The 18,693-nt window shown below is 48.0% G+C and carries 17 protein-coding genes and 1 CRISPR repeat array; of the genes, 13 read left to right on the plus strand and 4 right to left on the minus strand.

Annotation, left to right across the window (positions count from 1 at the left end; all coding sequences use genetic code 11):
• Positions 1–4: 4 nt before the first annotated feature.
• Positions 5–1,615, plus strand: coding sequence for a nickel ABC transporter ATP-binding protein NikE (gene nikE / locus AC50X8_RS06380; protein WP_494879099.1), 1,611 nt, complete (start codon positions 5–7; stop codon positions 1,613–1,615).
• Here nikE and AC50X8_RS06385 read toward each other — a convergent pair.
• Positions 1,572–2,030: a LysR family transcriptional regulator substrate-binding protein gene (locus AC50X8_RS06385; RefSeq protein ID WP_494879100.1), complete on the minus strand. Its 459-nt coding sequence runs from the start codon at positions 2,028–2,030 to the stop codon at positions 1,572–1,574. The genes nikE and AC50X8_RS06385 overlap by 44 nt on opposite strands.
• Positions 2,031–2,074: 44 nt before the next feature.
• On the opposite strand from AC50X8_RS06385, the gene AC50X8_RS06390 reads away from it, so the two are divergent.
• Positions 2,075–2,488 carry a hypothetical protein gene (locus AC50X8_RS06390; protein WP_494879101.1) on the plus strand — a complete coding sequence of 138 codons (414 nt, stop codon included), beginning with the start codon at positions 2,075–2,077 and terminating at the stop codon, positions 2,486–2,488.
• A 151-nt stretch (positions 2,489–2,639) separates the two neighbouring features.
• On the opposite strand, the gene AC50X8_RS06395 is transcribed toward AC50X8_RS06390, so the two are convergent.
• Positions 2,640–4,406 carry an Imm51 family immunity protein gene (locus AC50X8_RS06395; RefSeq protein WP_494879102.1) on the minus strand — a complete coding sequence of 589 codons (1,767 nt, stop codon included), beginning with the start codon at positions 4,404–4,406 and terminating at the stop codon, positions 2,640–2,642.
• 179 nt (positions 4,407–4,585) lie between these two features.
• On the opposite strand from AC50X8_RS06395, the gene AC50X8_RS06400 reads away from it, so the two are divergent.
• The 10 genes from AC50X8_RS06400 to AC50X8_RS06445 all read left to right on the plus strand — a co-directional run bounded on the left by AC50X8_RS06400 (position 4,586) and on the right by AC50X8_RS06445 (position 14,566).
• On the plus strand, positions 4,586–6,058 hold the full coding sequence (locus AC50X8_RS06400) for a protein adenylyltransferase SelO (RefSeq protein ID WP_494879103.1): 1,473 nt from the start codon (positions 4,586–4,588) through the stop codon (positions 6,056–6,058).
• Positions 6,059–6,180: 122 nt separating this feature from the next.
• Positions 6,181–6,528, plus strand: coding sequence for a DUF1801 domain-containing protein (locus AC50X8_RS06405; RefSeq protein WP_056028129.1), 348 nt, complete (start codon positions 6,181–6,183; stop codon positions 6,526–6,528).
• 162 nt (positions 6,529–6,690) lie between these two features.
• Positions 6,691–7,131 carry a hypothetical protein gene (locus AC50X8_RS06410; RefSeq protein WP_056028126.1) on the plus strand — a complete coding sequence of 147 codons (441 nt, stop codon included), beginning with the start codon at positions 6,691–6,693 and terminating at the stop codon, positions 7,129–7,131.
• Complete coding sequence (locus AC50X8_RS06415) at positions 7,115–7,732, plus strand: immunity protein Imm33 domain-containing protein (protein WP_081418540.1); 618 nt, start codon at positions 7,115–7,117, stop codon at positions 7,730–7,732. The genes AC50X8_RS06410 and AC50X8_RS06415 overlap by 17 nt, the downstream gene beginning before the upstream one ends.
• Positions 7,733–7,826: 94 nt before the next feature.
• Positions 7,827–8,783, plus strand: coding sequence for an ATP-binding protein (locus tag AC50X8_RS06420; protein WP_056028118.1), 957 nt, complete (start codon positions 7,827–7,829; stop codon positions 8,781–8,783).
• Positions 8,784–8,805: 22 nt separating this feature from the next.
• The gene (locus AC50X8_RS06425; RefSeq protein ID WP_056028115.1) at positions 8,806–9,684 is read left to right on the plus strand and encodes a tetratricopeptide repeat protein; all 879 of its coding nucleotides are present in this window, start codon (positions 8,806–8,808) and stop codon (positions 9,682–9,684) included.
• A gap of 14 nt (positions 9,685–9,698) precedes the next feature.
• A complete protein-coding gene (locus AC50X8_RS06430) occupies positions 9,699–11,276 on the plus strand; it encodes an AraC family transcriptional regulator (protein ID WP_494879104.1) in 1,578 nt (525 codons plus the stop codon).
• A gap of 106 nt (positions 11,277–11,382) precedes the next feature.
• Positions 11,383–12,369, plus strand: coding sequence for an ABC transporter substrate-binding protein (locus tag AC50X8_RS06435; RefSeq protein ID WP_056028110.1), 987 nt, complete (start codon positions 11,383–11,385; stop codon positions 12,367–12,369).
• 4 nt (positions 12,370–12,373) lie between these two features.
• Positions 12,374–13,174, plus strand: a complete 801-nt coding sequence (locus tag AC50X8_RS06440; protein ID WP_494879105.1) for a hypothetical protein — start codon at positions 12,374–12,376, stop codon at positions 13,172–13,174.
• A gap of 834 nt (positions 13,175–14,008) precedes the next feature.
• Positions 14,009–14,566, plus strand: a complete 558-nt coding sequence (locus AC50X8_RS06445; protein ID WP_056028101.1) for a DUF309 domain-containing protein — start codon at positions 14,009–14,011, stop codon at positions 14,564–14,566.
• A gap of 95 nt (positions 14,567–14,661) precedes the next feature.
• Here AC50X8_RS06445 and AC50X8_RS06450 read toward each other — a convergent pair whose 3' ends face one another.
• Both AC50X8_RS06450 and AC50X8_RS06455 read right to left on the minus strand, forming a co-directional pair.
• Positions 14,662–15,237 (minus strand): beta-class carbonic anhydrase, encoded by a 576-nt coding sequence (locus AC50X8_RS06450; RefSeq protein WP_056028098.1) that lies wholly within the window; start codon positions 15,235–15,237, stop codon positions 14,662–14,664.
• Between the two features lie 78 nt (positions 15,238–15,315).
• Positions 15,316–15,636 (minus strand): iron-sulfur cluster biosynthesis family protein, encoded by a 321-nt coding sequence (locus AC50X8_RS06455; RefSeq protein ID WP_056028095.1) that lies wholly within the window; start codon positions 15,634–15,636, stop codon positions 15,316–15,318.
• 194 nt (positions 15,637–15,830) lie between these two features.
• Between AC50X8_RS06455 and AC50X8_RS06460 the strand changes: the two genes are divergently transcribed.
• Positions 15,831–17,345 (plus strand): carboxypeptidase M32, encoded by a 1,515-nt coding sequence (locus AC50X8_RS06460; RefSeq protein ID WP_056028092.1) that lies wholly within the window; start codon positions 15,831–15,833, stop codon positions 17,343–17,345.
• A gap of 251 nt (positions 17,346–17,596) precedes the next feature.
• Positions 17,597–18,093: direct repeats of the CRISPR family, unit length 32 nt; unit sequence GTCGCTCCCCGTGCGGGAGCGTGGATTGAAAC.
• Positions 18,094–18,693: the final 600 nt, after the last annotated feature.

The raw sequence follows: 18,693 nt of genomic DNA on the forward strand, positions 1-18,693 counted from the left end.
AGCAATGAGCATATTGAAAATAACAGGACTTAGCTTATACGCAGGGCAGCAGCAGCTAGTTCATGACCTTCATCTATCTATTGAAAAGCAGCAATGGCTTGCTTTAATTGGTGAAAGCGGCAGCGGAAAAACGCTGACCGGCCTCGCGATTGGCGGCTTGCTGCCTCATGCTGTGCGCGTGACGAAAGGGCAGATTTTGTTCGAGGGGCAATCTCTTTCAGAGCTTCCAGCCCAACAACTAAGCAGCTTGCGGGGCAAGGAGATTGCTTATATTTTTCAAGACTATGCGGGCATGTTCAGTCCCTTTATTCGACTCGGGAAGCAGCTGGATGAGACGCTGCAAGCGCATAGCCGCTTAGGCCGCAAGGAGCGGAAAGTGCAAATATTGTCCAGCTTAGGCGAGGTGCGTCTGCCGGCAGAGCGCGTATATAACAGCTATCCCTTTGAGCTGAGTGGCGGACAATTGCAGCGGGTCTCCATCGCAGCCGCGCTGCTGCTTAAGCCAAAGCTGCTTATTGCCGATGAACCAACGACTGCGCTGGATTATGCAACGGGAGAGGAAATACTCCGTTTGCTCATGGAGATGAAGGAACGAATCGGCTGCGCTATTCTGTTTATTACACATGACTTAAAGCATGTCAGGCGTTATGCGGATGAAGTGGCTGTTATGCGCGAGGGCTGTATGCTGGAATCGGGTAATGTGCGGGCAGTGCTGGAAGCGCCAACCCATCCCTATACGAAGCAGCTTCTTGCGGCTGAGCCCAGCTCATGGTCATCACCAACCGTAAAGTCTGAACGAGAACTGATGCTACAGTTACAGCCAGTAGACGCCCAGCAAACGATGCGGGAGCAGGGGGGGAGTCTAGAGGCCAGCAGAGCGAATAGCTTGCTCGTCGCCCAAAATCTAGTCAAAACATACCCGAAAGGCAAAGGCATGAAGGTGCTGGATCAAGTATCTTTTACGCTGAAAGCAGGGGAATGTTTAGGGCTGGTCGGTGAGAGCGGCAGTGGTAAAAGCACATTGGCTAGATGCTTGATGCTTATGGAGCCGCTTGACCAAGGCCTGCTCCTATTCCAGCAAATGCCGCTGCATAACCGGAAAGCTGCTGCGAGGTCGTTCATAAGCGGACGTATTCAAGCGGTATTTCAAAATCCGGCAGCCAGTTTAAATCCGAGGCAGATGATTGTGGATTCGTTAATGGAGCCGCTCGATATATTCAAGGACAAAGCACCTGCATTTTTAGGTGATAGCCGATATAAACGGGATGAAGCGGCTGCTCTGTTGCTTGATAGGGTTGGACTTCCAGCTAGCGTCATGCGGCAATATCCCCATGAGCTGAGCGGAGGCCAGAAGCAGCGGGTATGCATAGCCAGGGCGATCAGCATTGCGCCTGACTTTATTATTTTGGATGAGCCGACCGCCAGCCTGGATATGATTATCCAAGCCCAGATTTTAAAGCTACTGCAGAGGTTGCAGCAGCAGCTTGGTTTTGCCTGCTTGTTTATTTCGCATGATTTGGCAGCCGTACAGCTTATGTGCAGCCGTATTATGGTGCTGGAGCATGGGAAAATCACAATCGAAGATGAACGATTTCCTGCTTCATTAATTCGATAAAGCGTTGTGCTGCTTTGGTCAAATAACGGTCTTTTAGCCAGATGAGCCCAGTGGCAAAATGCAGTTCACTGTCTGAAATGGCAAACGATTGAATGTCATAGCCTTGATGCAGCTCAAGAACGGACTGCGGAACAATGGTTGCTCCATCCCCGTAGGCTACCCACTTCAACAATAGGGAAATATCAGAGCATTCTCCGATCACATTGGCTTGCAAGCCGCGTTCGGTAAATTGCTGAATAATGCTTTTATATAGTCCAAGCCCTTCCGCACTAGGTAAAATAAGTGGATAACGCTGAATATCACGGTAGGAGCATTTGTCTGCGGGATGCAGGACATTGCTCGCGGTCAGGAAATAAAAGGGCTCCGAAGGAAGCTCCAGCACTTCGAAATTACCTAGCTCCAGCGGCAGCCGCATATTCCAAGCTCAATTCAGGCGCAAAGCCGCAGGAGGCAAAAGAAATGGCTGGGCGAATGGCTCAGCTTGGCATGTCCATCGCTTCCACGGTACCGATTGGGAAAATGAATATGCCGCTGCCGATGCTGAGCCGTCAAGGCGTAAAGGTGAAGCTGGTAACCGATAGTCTCACGGATCACTGGTCTCCATTTGGGAGCGGGGATTTGCTGGATAAGGCAGGACGATTCGCAGAATTGTATGGTTGCCAAGAGGAAGCCTCCTTGTCCCAGACTCTTGCCTTAATTACAGGCGGAATTACACCGCTCAATGCTCAAGGCGAGCAGGTTTGGCCTAAGGTTGGCGATGCCGCCAGTTTTGTATTGCTTCACGCAAGCTGCTCGGCGGAGGCTATTGCCCGAAAAGCGCAGCGGCAGGCCGTGTGGTATAAAGGAAATTTGGTGAGCGGAGCTATATTATAATTCTCGCAAAACGAGCTAAATAAACTTAACAAGCTAGGAAAAATGCCCGAAGGCTTCTTTATAGGAGCGCATCGGGCATTTTTGGATTACCGATTATGAAACAAAAGGGAGTTAGCAACGCTTAATAATAAAGGCAAGTCGTTACATAAAATTAATCCAGCTCGGCGCGAGTAAATAGATCGCTGATTAAATCATGATCCTCGCAAGCTGCTTTGAAGGCCAATGCAAAACTCACCATGGCTTCCCGATTGCTGGCGTACACGCAGAACATATCTGCCTCTGAGTCGAAGTGGATATGCTCGGCAAGCTCAGGCATTTTTTCCTCCAAAAATACAGCGGCGAGCGAGCTCCAGTCATAGCCGCTGCCTTCAAAACCTTCATCCGCCCTCGTATCAAACAGTTCCTGTTTGTAGGTACCGGCATTTAGAATAACAGACCATGATTTATTATCGTGGTCAATAAAGATAAAAGGCTGCAATTGTGCTGTAATCCCGTCAGACTCTGTATGAAGCACTGCTTTATTGTTAGGAACTGCATAGTTGTTTAACTGCTCAAGCACCTGCTCGATAGCTTCATCCGTCATGGCGAGTGTACGATCCATTACGATGATTTTTCCCAGCTTGATGCGATCTTCGAGCCAGTCCGTAATAAAGGCTGGCGCATAGCCGCCTGTGCTAAACTCGCCTTCGCCGAATGCGATCAACTTATCATAGTCGTCAATATATTTTTTTCGTGCAGGATTCGGATAAGTTTTCGTATAGAGCCAAAATTGCAAATCATACATCAAGGTAGACAGCTCGTCAGCCTGAAAGACGAAATACCCTTTCTCCTCGGTAATCTGGGTGCAAATCGACCGGATTTTTCCTTCCAGATTATCCGTTTCCGTCACAGCAGCACAAAGCTCAGTCAATAAAGGGGAAAATGCGCCTTCAGCCACCTTCTTCAGATCCGCTTCCTTCTCCTCAGCAGATCTATCGAACACGTCATCGTGAACGAGCCCTATAATAAATTGTTCAAAGCTGCATGCCAAATAAGTAATGTTAAATTCGTCCTCTTGATCAACGTGAACGACGGCAGGTTCGCCTTCTGGCCCGCAGAAGCGGTAATCCAGCATAATGACGTCATGGCCTGCGGATGGACAGTCGCAAATGACGATCCCAAGGTCTGGATAGCCCCATTCTTCGATCATGAACCGGCTCCCTAAATCTCCGCCAAGCGTGTAGGATTTATTGCGTCCAATGCCCATAATGCCCGTAATCGCGACATGATCCTCTGACCAGGAGGTCGGCTCCTCCGATCGGAAACGGCAATTGACGGGAATCCCGCCGTTTTGGCTGTTCATGAGAGCAATGTAGGAGGCTGGCAGTTTGTAGCCAAGCTCCTGCTCAATGGATGAGATCAGCTCAGTGGTTGGAGGGGGCAGCACATAAGACTTGCGGGCGTAATCGCTGTCCTCCCAAAAGCTTTGTAAATCGAACGAAGCGAAGGGCGCGTCATTCCCGGTGCCGCGATTTTGCCCGACCGCTGCGCTTTCCTCTACATAGCGCTTATGCTGGAGCACCATTTTTTCGGCGAGCGGCTTGGTCCACTCCAAAAACTCCAAGGTTGGTTCCGATTGGGGGTCCAAGCGGCTGGACAGGTCAAAAGCTTGTAAGGCATCCACATAACGCGCTAGAAAATAATAAGCATAGCCTTGGCGAAAATGCCATAAAGGGTCGTTTTTGCCTGGCTCGGCGATTAAGGAAAGCTGCTGTAGTGCCTCACGGTAACGATCTGTATTGTTAAGGGCGCGGGCAAGCTGGATGATGACCTCATAATCTCTGTCGGTTTCAGGGATTTGCTGCAATCGATCAACGATGCTCTCGAATGCTTCTTCGTCATGCCAAAGGTTGATTTGTGCCAGAAGCTGCTGGTCCATAAGTATGCTTCACTCCTCATTATGAAATGCTCATATCTTTTATGATATATTGTTAATTATATCCTGAGACGAAGGCGGCTGGCTAATTCATAAGCGGCTAAGCGGGAATGCAGGATGTAGTTTCAAGATGTAGTATAATGAAGAAGCATGCAAATTGATGAAAAAGTAGGCGATCGAATATGAGCGAGAAGCAAGCCAATATATATATCGGATGGAACTTTGACAACAGCTATGCAAGGTTGCCAGACGGATTGTTTACAGCAACAAACCCAACCCCAGTGCGCTCACCGGAGCTGATTGTATGCAATGAAGCGTTAGCTGCATCACTAGGGTTAAATGCTGAGGGGCTGCAAAATGATGAAGGTGTCGCCATGCTTGCAGGCAACCAAATTCCCGAAGGTGCTTTGCCGCTTGCTGAGGCTTATGCAGGGCATCAATTTGGACATTTTAACCGCTTGGGTGACGGACGGGCTTTGCTGCTGGGCGAACAAATATCACCCTCAGGCGAGCGAGTCGACATTCAGTTAAAAGGCGCAGGCCGCACGCCCTATTCTCGCGGTGGAGATGGCCGTGCGGGGGTTGGGCCGATGCTGCGTGAATACATCATTAGCGAAGCCATGCATGGGCTAGGTATTCCCACTACCCGCAGCTTGGCGGTCGTGAAAACGGGCGAGCCTGTTTACCGAGAGGATACGCAGCAGGGTGCTATTTTAACCCGCGTAGCGGCGAGCCATATCCGTGTCGGAACGTTTCAATTTGCTGCGCAATGGGGAACAGCAGAGGAGCTGCGAGCACTGGCGGATTACACCGTGCAAAGACATTTTCCGCATATTGCTGGGGATGACAATTGCTATCTCTCCTTGCTGCAGGAAGTAATTAAGCGTCAGGCATCGCTGATTGCCAAATGGCAGCTCGTCGGTTTTATTCATGGCGTCATGAATACGGACAACATGGCGCTTAGTGGCGAAACGATTGATTATGGCCCATGTGCTTTTATGGATGCTTTTAATCTGGCGACAGTGTTCAGCTCCATCGATAGTCAGGGGCGTTATGCCTATGGAAATCAGCCTTACATCGCGGTCTGGAATTTGGCAAGATTAGCTGAATCGCTATTGTCGCTGCTGCATGATGATGAGGAGCAGGCGCTAAAGCTTGCCGAGCAAGCTTTAGCTGATTTTACAGACCAATACCATCGTCATTGGCTTGCAGGCATGCGTGGAAAGCTGGGTATTTTCAATGAGGAGGAGCAGGACGACGAGCTGATGAAAGACCTGCTCACTTTGATGGAGAAGCATGGCGCGGATTATACGAATACATTTGTGGCGTTAACGTTTAACAAGCCGGATGACTCGGCTCTGTTTAGCAGCCCCGAATATACAGAGTGGCATGAGCGCTGGCAGAATAGGCTGGGCAGGCAGGAGCAGTCCGTAGAGGAAGCGGATCAGCTCATGCGCAGCAGCAATCCTGCCGTAATTCCCCGCAATCATCGGGTAGAAGAGGCGCTGGAAGCAGCGGTAAAAGGCGATTACAGTGTAATGGAGCGGCTGCTTGAGGTGCTAGCTGATCCGTATGCACATTCTCCAAAGCAGGCTGAATATGCGACATTGCCTGAGCCTTCAGGCCGTGCTTACCGCACTTATTGCGGAACGTAAATACACGAATATGGACATCGCTTCCATAATCCTGCATAATACACTCAGGGAACGACAGCAGGAAAAAACAAGCTTGTGAATCATTGTCGAAATTCATCTGATAGGCGAGAGGTGGAAACGTTTTGTCGAAAACAGAAGAAATTACTGCTTTTATAGAAGCGCTGGATGTGCCTTGGCAGGTGGAAATATCCAATCAGCTGCGCAGCCTCGTACACGGGGTCATTCCTGACGTTCAGGAGCGGCTGCAATATAAGAAACCTCACTTTTTGAAAAATGGCAAGTATGCGGCGGTCATTTCGCCTTCCAAAAAAGCGGTTTCCTTCACGATTTTCAACACGGCGAGTCTGGATTTGCCAGCGGAGCTGTTTGAAGGGCCTGAGGAACGAAAAACGATAAAAATTCAGGAAAAGGATACCCCTGATTATTCGCAATTAACGAAATATTTGGAGCAGGCGTCGAAAGAGCTTTAAGCCTCTTCCTTTTGCCCGAAACCTATAAAGCTGTCCAAGCACAAGAATGGAACTGAGGGGCTATTGCAGCTCACAGCACAACTTTCTGATTGGTGCGGGGACAGCTTTTTTTATAAAAACAATTCTATTTCAGCGCGAAGCTTGAGAGTAAAGGAGAGGTCGATGAATAGGGAAGACGCTTTACTCTTATTAAAATGCCATGCCTTTGCGTTTGACGATATCGAGCAGGAGAAAATGACGAAAGGGTTTCTCGGCATGCTCCGCCCCTTTAGCGGTCAGCTCGTAGAGGATAATTTTCATGAGGTAATGACAATCCTTGATGTGCTGTCGCCCGAATTAGCGAGTAAATCGGTCAGCAGTGAAATCATGGCCTGTTTATGGAGCATTTGCCATTTGGGCAGAGCCTGGGCGGTAGAGCCGGATGGCATGCTGCGGAGTAACGGCATCATTACGGCAGAGCAAACGAAGGAGATGGAGGAATGGCTGAGCATCATCTCTTATGCGGTAATGATCCTGCTGGAGGACGGCGGAACAGAGGAAGCCTTTTGGGGATATGAAGAATATAAGAGAGAAAGGGGAATGAATGATGGAATGGACGCTTGAAGATGTAGAGCAGACAAGCAAGCTGTATCCAGACAGCTTCTTTATCCCGCCTGCGAAGGAGCGACGGTCGCAAGAAGTAGGTAGGCGGGTCCGATTGCATTTTACACTGGCAAACCCGGGTGAAAATGAGCCGAGAGCCGAACGGATGTGGGTGGAGGTTACAGGCTTTAACCAAGCGACTGAGCAATACACCGGGGTGCTGACGAACCAGCCAGTCTATTTGAAAACCTTGAAGCTAGGAGACAGCCTAATGTTCGAGCCGCAGCATATTGCCAGAACGATCCTGCGGGAAGGCGATGAAAGATGGCTTGCGGATGGCGAAAAAATGGCGCTCGTTTCTAGGAGATGCTTGGAGCAGGGCGATGCCGTGTGCTGGATGTACCGTGAAGCTGGCGACAATGAGCAGGACAGCGGCTGGCGTTTGTTCGCAGGCGATGAGGAAGACAGCTATATTAACGCCGATAATATTTTCAGGGTGCAGGTTTATGAAATGGTAGACCGGGATGCTAGTTTATTAGTGCCTTTTAAGGGGGAGCTTGGCTCGGCGTTTGAAAGGCAGGGGCAGGATGCTGCATGGGAAGAGGTAGTGGAGGAAGAGTAGAATGGCCCACTTCCCTTGCAAACGACAATATATTTCATTATTCTGGATAAATAGCGTAAATTCAGCATGCTAGATTAGTAGAGGAGAGAGCCTAATGTCTGATTTTGATGATCTCGCAGCGCAAAGGCGCAAAAATCTAAAGCTTATTCAATTCAATCAAGAGGATCAATCGCTTGTCGAGTCGGATAAGCCAGCGGAAACGTTCGATGATGTAGGCGGACTAGAGGATGTTAAGAAGAAAATTCGCATGAACTTCATTTTGCCGCTAAAGCAGCCGGAATTGTTTGCCGCCTATGGCAAATCAGCTGGAGGAAGCTTGCTGCTGTTTGGACCTCCAGGCTGTGGCAAAACGTTTCTGGCACGAGCAGTGGCGGGCGAAATTGAAGCAAATTTTATCCATATTGAGCTGCAGGCGATTCTTTCAATGTACACAGGCCAGAGCGAGCATAATTTGCATGACTTTTTTGAAAAAGCGCGCCAGTGCAGGCCTTGTGTCATTTTCATAGATGAGCTTGATGCAATGGGCGGCAGCCGGAACCAAATGCGCCAGCATCACGACCGCATGCTGGTCAACCAACTGCTGCTAGAGCTGGACGGTCTACAAGCGGAGAACGAAAACGTATTTGTAATTGGCGCAACCAATACGCCATGGTATTTGGATTCCGCTCTCAGACGTCCCGGACGCTTTAATCACCTTGTCTTTGTACCGCCGCCAGAGGAAGCGGAGCGCCAAACGATTTTGGGGCTGAAGCTGAAAGGCAAGCCGATGGATTCGCTGAATTTGGAGCGGATTGCTGCCGAGACGAAATATTTTTCCGGAGCTGATTTGGAGCAGGTCGTTAGCGATGCGGTGGAATCGGCGATGGAGCGCATGCTGGAGACGGGTGAAGTGCAGCCTATTTCTCAAAATGATGTGAAAGCTGCAGTAAAATCCCGCAAAGCGACAACACTGGAATGGTTCTCCACCGCGAAAAACTATGCGACCTTCAGTGATGTAAACCGTGATTACCAGGTTGTGCTAGATTATATGAAGAAGCACGGCATTAAATAGCAGGAAGGAGCAAGGAAAAGCTTTGGCGGAAGACAGAGATTTTGAGCAAAATACTTATGCTGCTGTATATCAGCTGATCGAGTGGAAACGGTATAAGGAAGCTCTGGAGCAAACGGAGCAGCTTTTGCGCCATAACCCGGAAGATACAGATGCATTAGCCCTTATAGCACAGATTTATTTATTAATGGAAGATTACGAGAAAAGCTTGTATTGGTCCGGTGAAGTGTTGAAGCGAGATCCGGACCATACGGATGCTTGGTATGTGCGGGTTGTCACCTATTACGATATGGATGATGTGAATGCCTTTCTTGAGGCTGCTTATGAAGCTTTGCGAATTGAACCATACAGAGCCCATTACTACTATTTGCTTGCTAGTCAAATGAACAAAATGGGAAAATTAAAGCAAGCGAAGGAGTATCTGCTGCAAGCGCTCCAGCTGAATGCGGATTCGCCGCTTTATTTGGCTGTGCTGAGCTATACGGAAGCGCTGCTGGGTCATTTTGAGGAATCGGAGCAGTTGGACAAGCAGGCTATTCAGATCGAGGCGGAAGATCCAGGTGTGCTGCTGCATCTCGCTTGGGCGGCAGGCCACCGCGGCGATTATACGCTGCAGGAAAAGTATATGCAAAGTGCCGTCAGGCTCAATCCAGAGGATAAGCAATATCAGGATGAATATTTAAATGCTTTGCAAAACAGCCATAAGCTGTACCGTATTTTTTTAGCACCAATGAAGGTTATCCGGCGCATGAAACGCTGGCAGATTCTCGTCAGCTGGCTAGTGGCGGTGTTCTTTTTTAAACCGCTCCTAATTCTATTTATTGTGCTGTATATTTTAGCCCATTGGGTGACGAAGGGCATTGTGCATGTACGCGTTTTTGGCTGGCGGCGTCGCGGCTCATGAATGATCTAGCAAATTTGTTAAAGAGACTGATTTTTACTTCGGTTCACTGCTATTCTTTTCGGGGTCAAGCGGACGATCCATTAACCCCCAAAATTATCCATACCTATGCCATAGTCTATGTAACTGCTGGCAAGGGCTTAATGAAAATGAACGGTTATGCTGCTCAAGTCAAGCCAGGCGATTTATTTTTTCTACAGCCTGAAATGATGGTCGAAGGATATTCGGACTCCACCGATCCGATTCAGTATTCATTGATCGTGTTCTCCTGTATGCAGTTGAGCAGGCAGCGAGAAGGCTGGTCAGTGAAGCGGCCTATATTTCCATTGAAGGGGAAGATGGAGGGAGTTGACGATCTTGCTGCGGTTGAAGGGCTAATTCAGCAATTGTTTGAATTAAATCGGCAAGCCAGAGTACAAGAGAGTCATACGATCCACTACAATCTTTCTAAGCTGCTGTTGCTGATGATGGGCACAAGCAAACCAGCGGAGCAGCAGACTGTAGGCATGGAGCAGGTGCTGGCCTATATGAATGAAAATTACACGAAGGATTTGCAGGTCAGCCAATTGGCGGAAATGGCAGGCTTCAGTCCGAATCATTTTACGAAAATTTTTAAACACCAAATGGGCACCACACCTACCGAATATCTTATGAAGCAACGGATTACTAAAGCAAAGCAATTATTAGTTTCCTCAATGAAAGCTAAGCGTGTAGCTGAGCAGGTCGGTTACAAGGATGAGCATTATTTCAGCAGAGTTTTCAAAAAAGCCGAAGGCGTTGCTCCTACCTTATATATTAAAAATAAATGCCATCGCATTGCGGCTTTATATTATGGACTGGATGACCATCTAATCACGCTTGGCTATAAGCCAGTTGCTGCGCTGTCCTATACGGACCGGGTTTCCTCCACCTACACCATTCCGAGGCTGAATGCGTACAGCCAGCAAAGCTCTATGCTCCAAGGCGGTCACACGAATTACGATAAGCTGCTCCGAACAAAGCCGGATCTGATGCTGACAAGTGATCGTCTGGAGCGAGATGAGCTGCTGAATCAGATTGCGCCAACTGCCGTACTAAAGCATTCGAACAAGTATGGACAGACGCTGGAGCAGCTTGCTGGCCTATTAGGCAGAGAGCAGCAGGCCGCAGCATGGATAAGCAGCTATGGCGAGAGAACGGAAAAGCTGAAGGAACGAATGAAGGCCTGCTTGGGAGAACAGAGCGTTTATTTTATAAGGGTGAGCCAGAACTTTTATCGGGTATATGGGCGAAAAAATCAAACGGGCAGCCTTTTTTATGATGATCTGGGTTTAACGCTTCCGGATCGGTTCCCTGCTCACGAATGGGCACTCGATATCCAGCTGAATGAACTGCCATTATTTAATTCACAGCATATTTTTCTGATGGCTGATCCAACTAAAGGCTCGAAGAAGCGCTTGCAGCAGTTGCTTCAATCGGAAGAGTGGCAATCCCTTGATGCGGTACGTCGCCATCATGTATATGATGCTAGTGATTTATTTTTTAAAGCGCTGGGCCCTTCCGGGAGAATGTGGGCGATGAACTATGCAGCATTAAAGCTGGGAATAATAGAATGAAATGATCCAACCTAATCGCATGGAATAATCCATGGTTATTGGAAGGGCCTTTCTTTATGATTGGTGATAATGATTATTATTACTATAAAGAGAGGGTTAACAACAAATGAATAAGCACCGAATGATGTACCTCGTATTATGGGCTATGCTGCTGCTTGCAGTGACGGCTTGCGGTAAAGCAGAAGGTCAAGCGAGCGAGTCTGAACAAACGAATCAATCTGCAAATCAACCTGTGGAAAAAGCGACTCGAACCGTTACCCACCTAAAAGGGGAGGCCATCGTTCCAGCTAAGATCGACAAAATAGTCGTGCTTTCCGCTGCTTATATCGATCATCTGCTGACTATCGGCGAAAAACCAGTTGGCGTAAATGTAGAGACCCGTTATGGTGGAGATTACCTGCCTTATTTGGCAAGCGAGCTGGAAGGTGTACAATTAGTAGGCTCTGCGGATAGTCCCAATTTGGAAGCAATTGTTCAACTGGAGCCGGATGTCATTCTCATAGAGAGCCGGACCGCGGAAAATACGTATGATCAGCTGGCAAAGATCGCGCCAACGCTTGTGCTTGGTACGGAGTGGCTGGAGTATGGCGATGATACGACCTACTGGACTGCGGATTTATTGAAGGTGGCCGAATTGTACGACAAAGTGGATTTGGCTAAAGTGAAAATTGCCGAGCTTGATGCAAAGACTAAACAAGCCAGTGAGAAAATTAAGGCTATCGACAACCATAACCTTGCTTATTTAAGAGTCAGAGAGAAAAACCTGCAAATTTATGCGGAAAAAGGCCATCCAACAAATACGTTGTTGTACCACGATCTCGGCTTTACGAAAACGTCATTGACGCCTGAGGAGCAGCGCGGCGAGCTGTCTTTAGAAGTGATTTCGGGCTTAGACGCCGATTATATCGTGCTTGAGGTTGATCCTAATGGACAGGATAATCTCAAGAGCATCAACGATAGCTCTTTTTGGAATAAGGTTTCTGCGGTGCAAAACAATAAGGTGTATGAAACAGACTCGTTTTGGCTCTTTAAAGGCTGGGGCGTCATTGGACGCGGACAAATCATAGATGAAGTATTGAAGATGATTGAGTAAGAAGATGGAGGATTGTTCTCAGCGGGAACAGGCGGCTAACTTTTTACAAGACCATTTTCGGATATCCATAGGGGAATTGGCGGAAGAAGCTTATCCATTCTCTGCTGCAGAGCTTCTAGATCCTGCTAAATGCTCTCACATTATGAAGCTCCAGTCCAGACAATTGGGAGATCCGGGTGGTATTGTAGTAGGAACCTTGTTTGCCAAACGTTACGCTGTATTTTTTATGGGCCTGCTGTCTGCTGTTAGTTTATTTGACTGTCTACTGGAAACATCGGCTGCAAATGTGCGATTTCGAATAATGAATCTAGCAGCGATGGAGTATCAGGCAACGTTGGCCGTGCGTCCATGGCCGCCCGTTTTTGAGCTGGAACAACGCAAAGTAGAGGTTGAAAATTGGACAGATCGTTTGCTTCAGCATACGGAAAAGATTTTGACGGCGGTATCCTCGCATACTGGAGCAAAGGTTAGCGTCATGTGGTCGCTGATTTCGCATTATGTTCAAAAATGTTATGCCCAACTCGAGCACAATACGAGTATTTGGCAAACGGAACAGCGATTGCAGCTTATAAAGGCTGACCGGCATGTTTTGTTCCAAAAAAGGCATGGTAATCCGCTGGATGTTTCATTTAAAGAATTTCAGCATCGCCAATATGGAGGGGCTTCGGTTCTTTTACGGCGATATTGCTGCTTAGCTTACCGGCTGCGGCGGGAGGGACAGCAGGTGCATGGGTATTGCAGTACTTGCCCAAAGATCAGCGCTGAGGAGAGGCTCGATCTATTGAAGGATGGAGCAAATACTTAGCTGATAACGAATAGATTAGGTGTGCTTTTACAGAGGCTCCTGCGGCTTAAGCTGCTGGGAGCGTCTTTTTTTTATAGGAACAGTAAGTCTAGAGGCTTTTTATATTGAAAGATGGCTAAGCCAAAGAGACCTGCTCTTGAGGGAGTCGGTTTCTTTGTGCTTTACACTATTCTTTTAAAGAAAAGGCATAAGTACAAACCGTATGATTGAAAAATCCATTAACTAGCATCAGAGGAGCAATTTCGAGGGATTAAAAAATAAAGCATGTTAGCACATTGGCACATTGGCAGAATGATTACTTTATATAGCTTTCGTTAGTAGGTAGCATGACGAGAATATGTAGCTTTCTATTTTATCGTTAGCTATATTTTTATAAGTTCAACCGTCTACGGAAATTAGGGCACGTCATAAAATGATCGATAGCTACTAAAACAGTCAATGAGTCTAAAAAATAAACCAGCTGTTTCCATTAATGCATCGAAACCAGCTGGTTATCTTGGCCTTATTCTTCATATTGTCATCGTATAATAAAGTTTTATTTAGAATTACTTGAAGCAGTAGCTCCGATCATCGTGCCTGTATCACCTGAATCTATGGTTTATAAAAAATCTGTTAAAGTTATCCACTTGCTTTTTTTTAAAAAATAAATCTAATTCATTCCATTGTAAAGTATTGGTAGCCGTATTTTATTTAGACTGAGCTTGGGCGAATATTGTTGCATGATCGCCAGAGAAATTATCGTTTGAATGGCATTCGCTGTGGCCTGATTAGTCAGTTGCACATCCTCAACACAAAACGCTACAATGAGGAGAAAGGCAGAAGGGAAAGATTGGTATGAAATATCCAGGACATTACGTATCGTATTTAGTTGAGTTTCATGCAACGCGAGATTTTTTCGAATGCCATGAGCTGTTGGAGGAGTATTGGAAGGAACATCCAGAAGATGAGCGGGCGTTAATCTGGGTAGGGCTGATCCAACTGGCTGTTGGCCAATATCATGAGCGGCGGGGCAATCTCGCAGGCGCAGCAAAAATGTACGAGCAAGCGCTCGGCAAGCTGACCGCCGTAGCTCTGGACAGTCTCGGACTAAATGGCGCTAAGGCAGTTGTGGAACTGGAAGCTGTGCTCGCGAGGGCCAAGCCTCAGGAAGATGTCATTTCGCCTGTCTATCAAGATATGACTCTCGAGATTGTCGATGCTGAACTGCAAGTGTTATGTGAGCAGGAATGCACGGAAAGAGGAATAACCCAGAAGCAGTGGGGGTTGCCAAGCGATATGACAGACGAAGCGCTTATCCATCGTCATACGTTGCGGGATCGCAGCGATGTCATTGCCGCAAGAGCAGAAGCGATTGCCGCGAGAACAAAGAAGCCGTCCACGCACAATCGTTGAATGATTGTGCGCAGGCAGCTATCGGTTCAACTTCCCTTTTGTGCGGGAACGGCTACTTTTTCAAATCAATAGGTTTATTTAGGAAAGGCTTGCGTTTATGGCTGCTTCAGCTTGTCATAGCCGTTGACAATGAGATCAAGTTGGCCTGTTTCCGGCTCTATCGTCATGCCATGAACGGGAACGTTTGGCGGAAGCAGAGGGTGGTTGCGGATAATGCCTACGCTTTTCTCCACGCTTTCTTTCACATTGTCGAATCCAGTCAGCCAGCGCATAAAATTGAGCCCGGAATGCCTCAGCGTTTCAACCGTCTGCTCAGGTACGCCGCGATCCGTCATATGCTGGACGATGACCTCGGGATTAAGCCCGGTCATGCCGCAGCCATGATGCCCGATAACAAACACTTCATCGGCTTGCAACTCGTAGATGGCGATTAAGACGCTCCTCATAATATTGCCGAACGGTTGGGTGACGATGCCGCCAGCGTTTTTAATAATTTTGGCGTCTCCGTTGCGCAGGTTCATCGCTTTAGGCAGCATTTCGGTGAGTCGCGTATCCATGCAGGTGACGATAACCATTTTTCGATCGGGAAAACGGCTCGTTATGTATTGCTCATAATCTTTGCGCTCAACAAAAGCTGTATTATCGTTCATGATTTGATCAACGTTGTTCATAGGCTCCTCCTATATCTGGTGTTGCAGATTAATCTTAGTTGAATCCTCATAAAACACAGTGTGCATAGGCTGGAGCCGTCAGGCCGTCAGAAATCGCAAATTAAGGGAATAGATTTGTCCGTCGCTTTTCAAACTGAATGTTCCACGATCTGTATCGTAACCGATACGCAGTTGAGGCTCAAAAAAAACTTCATGGCGGGGCTCATACAAAAAGGAGAAGGGCTGACCTTGTGTTAATCGGTCGTCTGAACTAGGTTCCTTTACAAGCTGGAGGGCAGGGACGCCGCTGACAACGCAGCCGCAGCCTTCTGTATCATGCAGCAGCTTAAGCTGATGAACGCCGTCCTCTAAATAAGGAGAAAGCTGCTCAACTGCTGATGGCGAAAAAGTTATAAACATAGGTGATGCCTCTCTTCCATTTCAAATCGCACTTTAATGATGTTTAGATTAAAGTTGATTATACGTACAGTAATCGTTAAGATCAAGTTAAGATCAGATGAAAGATGAAGGAATGACGTTATTCTTTTGCTGAAATCGCTCATTTTATGGTGAAACAGGCTGATCTTTTATTTATTTGGAAAGGGTGATGAGAAATGACCGTACATAATTCGAAGGCACTTGCTCCGTTTCTGGAAACGGTGAAAAAATTGAAAGCTTACGGTGAGGCGCTAGGCGTGCTGTATTGGGACCTGCGCACCGGCGCTCCGCGCAAAGGCATGGATATGCGTTCGGAGGTCATCGGATCTTTGTCCGGCGACATGTTCAAGCTTTCCACATCGCCTGAATTAGGTGAATGGCTGAGTGAGCTGGAACAGCCGGAAACGTTTGGCAAACTAAGCGAAATAGAGCGCAAGCTTGTAACCGATACGAGGGAAGAATACGACCGCAGCGTCAAAATTCCGCCGAAGCTTTATGAGGAGCATGTCGTTATTTGCTCCCAGGCAGAATCCAAATGGGAAGAAGCGAAGGCAGCTAACGATTATGAGGGCTTCCAGCCTTATTTGGAAAAAGTCATCGATTATACGCAGCAGTTTATCGACTTATGGGGGCCGAAAGAAACCCGCTATGACACGCTGCTTGACCAATATGAGCCGGGCATGACCGTGAAGGAGCTGGACAAAGTGTTCGGCGGCCTCCGCGAGCAGCTGGTTCCACTAGCAGCAGCAATTGCGGCTTCCAAGCATCAACCGGATACGTCCTTCCTGCGTCAAAACTATGATAAGCAAGCTCAAAAAGCGTTCAGCCTGCGGATTTTGAAGCAGATGGGCTACGATTTTGAAGCGGGCAGACTTGATGAAAGCACGCATCCATTCGCAACAGGACTCAACACAGGCGACGTGCGAATTACGACACGTTATTTGGAAGATGATGTGACGAGCGCCTTGTTCGGCACCATTCACGAGGGTGGCCATGCGCTGTATGAGCAAAATATTATGGCTGAGCTGGATGGAACGACGCTAAGCACAGGCACATCGATGGGCATCCATGAGTCGCAATCACGTTTCTGGGAAAATGTCATTGGCCGCAGCAAGCCGTTCTGGCAGCATAATTTTGCCGCTTTGCAGCAGCAGTTCCCGGGTCAGCTTGATGTGACGCTGGATCAGTTTTATCGGGGAAATAACGTCGTTCAGCCGTCACTCATTCGCATTGAAGCCGATGAGCTGACGTACAATCTTCATATTATTATCCGCTATGAAATTGAGAAAATGATATTTAACGAAGGCGCGAAGGCCGCGGATCTTCCCGCTATTTGGAATGATAAATATAAGGAATATCTGGGTATTGAACCACCGACGAATGCAGAAGGCGTCCTGCAGGATGTACACTGGTCCGGCGGCGCATTCGGCTACTTCCCGTCCTATTCTCTGGGCAACATGTATGCAGCGCAATTCGCCGATACACTGGAGCGCGAGCTGCCGAACTTCTGGGAGCTTGTAAGCACAGGGAATCTGCTGCCGATCAAAGAATGGCTCAGCGAACGCATTTACAAATACGGCAAGCTCAGAACACCTTCCGAGTTGATCCAAAATGTAACCGGCAAGCCGCTGGACCCGCAATATTTGGTGAAATATTTGGAGAAGAAGTATAGCGAGATTTATAAGCTTTAGTAAGGGAATAGTTGTAGCTGGTAAGGAAGGTTTGGTTAGTGGGGGAAGGTAGCTGCGCTATTGTTAGGAAGCGACTTACCTCCACGCGAACCGGAAGCTCCCATGAAAACCCCGGCACGTTCGCACTCCGCTCCCCGTAAGGGGAAATGCGGATTTTGGATTAGATAAACGGGTGGATAAGGGAGAGGAAAATGAGGTTCGCGAAAATGGGCCTTTTTTTCCTTGCTAGGTAAGGAGTTTTTGAGGGTGCTGTCGCTCCCCGTGCGGGAGCGTGGATTGAAACACGTATATCAGTATCATCAGGACTAAAGACGTAAGTCGCTCCCCGTGCGGGAGCGTGGATTGAAACCTGAAGATCGTAATGAGCAACTGCCAGCTGTCGGCGTCGCTCCCCGTGCGGGAGCGTGGATTGAAACTGCTGGCAACAATCGCTTTGCCTCGGCTTGAAACGTCGCTCCCCGTGCGGGAGCGTGGATTGAAACTTGTTTACGAATCAACAGCAGGTCGCCGTCATGGTCGCTCCCCGTGCGGGAGCGTGGATTGAAACAACCCGATGACGCCGCCGCGTGCTACTTTCGCCTGGTCGCTCCCCGTGCGGGAGCGTGGATTGAAACAGGTCTTGGAAGCGATCTTCGATGAACTACTGCACGTCGCTCCCCGTGCGGGAGCGTGGATTGAAACCAGATATTGATTGTCGCCATCAGGATCGATAGAGAGTCGCTCCCCGTGCGGGAGCGTGGATTGAAATGTTTATTAATTTATATAAAATGCAAATTTATTTTATTGCTTCCGATGATGTGTATGCAAACGGAAGCTCTTCCTGCTGCACCTTGCTAAGTACGTATTCGAGACCAATCTCCTCTGACTGTTCAAGGCTTAAGGAAGCACAGCATGCGATTGTTACTTAGAGTACAGTCACAGAGACCACTGTGGCTTAGGATATATATATTTGGAAACTTATTCCTTTTTTGAAGGACTGAGTTTCCGTTATTCTGGATTTCACTCCCATTTTGGGCCTTAAGCGGACAGGAGAGCCGCTATTACCTTCATAATCCTCTCAAAATGACGATGGGCAGCGCATTAGCGGCTCCTGAGTCCGCAGCCTGTGCCAAAACCAGTGATTCGGTACAAATAGCGGCTGCTGCGTCCTCCAAGTCTATTTTTGTCTGTTTGTGCAGGGAGCAAAGCTCCAAAAAGAGCAGCATGAAGCTGCCTTTTGGTAAGTAGGTTCACATTTATGAGTTGTGCCATTCTCGGTAGTAGAGGGAAGACGTTTGAACGCTGGCTTCTTTCGAGATATAGCTCGCTTGCGTTCACATACATGCCCTAGTAGAGCCGTTATTCCGGA

It is taken from the genome of Paenibacillus sp. JT22N15, assembly GCF_059383755.1.

Excerpts from the sequence above, each read along its gene's own strand:
- AC50X8_RS06440 (WP_494879105.1), top strand. The coding sequence starts at position 12,374 with ATGGAGGATTGTTCTCAGCGGGAACAGGCGGCTAACTTTTTACAAGAC.
- AC50X8_RS06410 (WP_056028126.1), top strand. The coding sequence starts at position 6,691 with ATGAATAGGGAAGACGCTTTACTCTTATTAAAATGCCATGCCTTTGCG.
- AC50X8_RS06400 (WP_494879103.1), top strand. The coding sequence starts at position 4,586 with ATGAGCGAGAAGCAAGCCAATATATATATCGGATGGAACTTTGACAAC.
- AC50X8_RS06415 (WP_081418540.1), top strand. The coding sequence starts at position 7,115 with ATGGAATGGACGCTTGAAGATGTAGAGCAGACAAGCAAGCTGTATCCA.
- AC50X8_RS06420 (WP_056028118.1), top strand. The coding sequence starts at position 7,827 with ATGTCTGATTTTGATGATCTCGCAGCGCAAAGGCGCAAAAATCTAAAG.
- AC50X8_RS06445 (WP_056028101.1), top strand. The coding sequence starts at position 14,009 with ATGAAATATCCAGGACATTACGTATCGTATTTAGTTGAGTTTCATGCA.
- AC50X8_RS06385 (WP_494879100.1), bottom strand. The coding sequence starts at position 2,030 with ATGCGGCTGCCGCTGGAGCTAGGTAATTTCGAAGTGCTGGAGCTTCCT.
- AC50X8_RS06390 (WP_494879101.1), top strand. The coding sequence starts at position 2,075 with ATGGCTGGGCGAATGGCTCAGCTTGGCATGTCCATCGCTTCCACGGTA.
- AC50X8_RS06435 (WP_056028110.1), top strand. The coding sequence starts at position 11,383 with ATGAATAAGCACCGAATGATGTACCTCGTATTATGGGCTATGCTGCTG.
- AC50X8_RS06395 (WP_494879102.1), bottom strand. The coding sequence starts at position 4,406 with ATGGACCAGCAGCTTCTGGCACAAATCAACCTTTGGCATGACGAAGAA.
- nikE (WP_494879099.1), top strand. The coding sequence starts at position 5 with ATGAGCATATTGAAAATAACAGGACTTAGCTTATACGCAGGGCAGCAG.
- AC50X8_RS06450 (WP_056028098.1), bottom strand. The coding sequence starts at position 15,237 with ATGAACAACGTTGATCAAATCATGAACGATAATACAGCTTTTGTTGAG.
- AC50X8_RS06460 (WP_056028092.1), top strand. The coding sequence starts at position 15,831 with ATGACCGTACATAATTCGAAGGCACTTGCTCCGTTTCTGGAAACGGTG.
- AC50X8_RS06455 (WP_056028095.1), bottom strand. The coding sequence starts at position 15,636 with ATGTTTATAACTTTTTCGCCATCAGCAGTTGAGCAGCTTTCTCCTTAT.